This is a genomic window from Clavibacter sp. MX14-G9D (assembly GCF_032917815.1).
Classification (GTDB): Bacteria; Actinomycetota; Actinomycetes; order Actinomycetales; family Microbacteriaceae; genus Clavibacter; species Clavibacter michiganensis_K.
Genome location: NZ_JAVCVL010000313.1, coordinates 1 through 2,263 on the forward strand (window position 1 = coordinate 1; position 2,263 = coordinate 2,263).

Genomic DNA, 2,263 nt, shown 5'->3' on the forward strand with positions numbered 1-2,263 from the left:
GACGCGCGCGGTCGGGGCGGGGGCGGGGGCGACGGACACGGGCACGGGATCCTCCTGATCGACCGCCCGGGCGGGCGGTGACCCCAGGTTCGCGGACCCGGCCCCGTCGCGCGTCATCCGCGCGGCCCCCGCGCCTCGTCCCCGGGGTGGAGACCGACGGCGCACCGCGGAGCCGCCGCACCGCCGCCCGCCCCCTCAGACGGTCGAGAGCCGGTACCCGCGCTTGATGACGGTCTGGACGATGCCCGCGTCGGGCAGCGACCGCCGGAGCCGCGAGATCGCGACGTCCACCGCGTGGTCGTCGAGGACCTCCGGGGTGGCGCGCGCGAGCACCCGCCGCGGCACCGTGGCGCCCTCGGCCGCGACGAGCGCGCGGAACAGGGCGAGCGGCACCGGGCTCAGCGTGAGGCGCTCGCCGTCGATCACGACCAGCCGGCCGCGCAGCTGCACGGCGCCGTGGCCGGTCTCCACGCGCGCGACGCCCGACTCCTCCAGGTGCGCGCACACCAGCCGGATCAGGGCGCCCATGCGGAACCGGTCGGGCGTGATGGGCAGGATCCCGGCCTCGACCAGCGGCGCCGCGGTCACCGGTCCGACGGCCGCCGCGACGACCAGCGTGCGCAGCGCCTCCTGGAGGTCCTCGAGCCGTCCCGCCGCGTCGGCCGTCGTGAACAGCGCCTCCACCGCGGGCGCGCTCGTGAAGGTGACCGCGTCGATCCCGCCCGTGCAGACCGCCTCGACCAGCCGCAGGACGCGCGCCGAGTCCTCGTGCACCGTCCAGCGGTACGGGGCGACGGTGAGGACGTGGGCGCCCGCGGCCTCCAGGCGCGCGAGCTGCACCGGGTCGGTGAAGCCGTGCAGCTGCACCGCGACCGTCTGCCCGGCCACGTCGCCGCGCAGCACGAGGTCGACGAGCGACGTCGTCGTCTCGCGCTCGCTCATGCCGTGGTCGTCGAGGGACGCGGCGCGGATGGCGCCCCGCGCCTTGGGCCCGCGCACGAGGATCCGCGCCCGGCCGAGGACCTCGGTCAGCTCGTCGCCGACGCCCGCCGCGTCGGCGGCCTCGAACCAGCGGCGGATCCCGTACGAGGTCGTGGCGAGGAGGACGTCGGGCCGGTCGCGGATGATCGCGCGCGTCTCGGCCTCGAGCGCGGAGTCGTCGCTGACGCCCGTCATGCGGATGGTGGGGGCGTGCACCACGTCGGCGCCGCGGCGCTCGAACGCGGCGATGAGGTCCTCGGAGCGGCGGTCGGACGTCACGGCGATGCGGAAGCCCTCGAGCTGGTCGGGGCGGAAGCCGGGCTCGGCGTCGGATCCGGTCACGGCGGCCACCCCCTCGGCGGTCACGGCGTCGCCCGTGCCCGCCGGTCATCCTCCCACGGCGCATGGCCGGCGGCCGCGGCCTCCTCCGCCCAGCCGGGGACGCGGACGACCTCGCCGACCACGATGACGGCGGGGGAGCGCGGCGCGACCGTCCCGAGGAGGCCCGCGACGCCCGAGACCGTGGTGACGGTGGTCCGCTGGTCGATGGCGTAGCCGCGCTCGACGATCGCGAGCGGCATGTCCGCGCGCATCCCGTGGCGCTGCAGGCCCGCCACGAGGTGGGGGAGCGTGTTGACGCCCATCAGCACGACGAGCGTCCCGCCGAGACCGACGAGGTGGGAGAGCTCGTCCTCGCCGAACGGCACATGGCCGGAGACGACCGTGAAGGCCCGGCTCACCTCGCGGTGGGTCACCGGGATCCCGGCCGCGGCGGGGACGGACACCGCGCTCGTGACGCCGGGCACGACGGTCACGGGCACGCCGGCCGCGCGGCAGGCGATGACCTCCTCGCCGCCGCGCCCGAAGACGAACGGGTCGCCGCCCTTGAGGCGCACGACGCGCAGGCCCCGGGACGCGTGCTCGACGAGCAGCTCCTCGATGCGGCGCTGCGGCACCGCGTGGTGCCCGGGGGTCTTGCCCACGTCGACGAGGAGGGCGCCGGGGGCGAAGGCGGCCACGTCGTCGGTCGGGCCGAGGCGGTCGTGCAGCACCACGTCGGCCTCCGCGAGGGCCGCGCGGGCCGCGACCGTCATGAGGCCCGGATCCCCGGGGCCGCCGCCCACGAGGGTCACGTGCCCGCGGGGCGTGGGCGCGGTGCCCTCCCGCACCTGGAACCACACGCGCACGGCCCGGCAGGCCTCCGCGACGGCGGCGCGGCGGACAGCGTCGCCCTCCACCCACAGCACCAGGTCGGGCAGGTCGGCGCCGTCGAGCGCGGCAC

Annotated in this window: 2 protein-coding genes; both read right to left on the reverse strand. The window is 77.6% G+C overall.

Features of this window, described 5'->3' with window-relative positions:
- Positions 1-195: 195 nt before the first annotated feature.
- The gene (locus Q6969_RS15090) at positions 196-1,347 is read right to left on the reverse strand and encodes a uroporphyrinogen-III synthase (protein WP_317231176.1); all 1,152 of its coding nucleotides are present in this window, start codon (positions 1,345-1,347) and stop codon (positions 196-198) included.
- A partial coding sequence (gene cobA / locus Q6969_RS15095; protein WP_396335562.1) for a uroporphyrinogen-III C-methyltransferase occupies positions 1,344-2,263 on the reverse strand: 920 nt, incomplete at its 5' end. The genes cobA and Q6969_RS15090, both read right to left, overlap by 4 nt.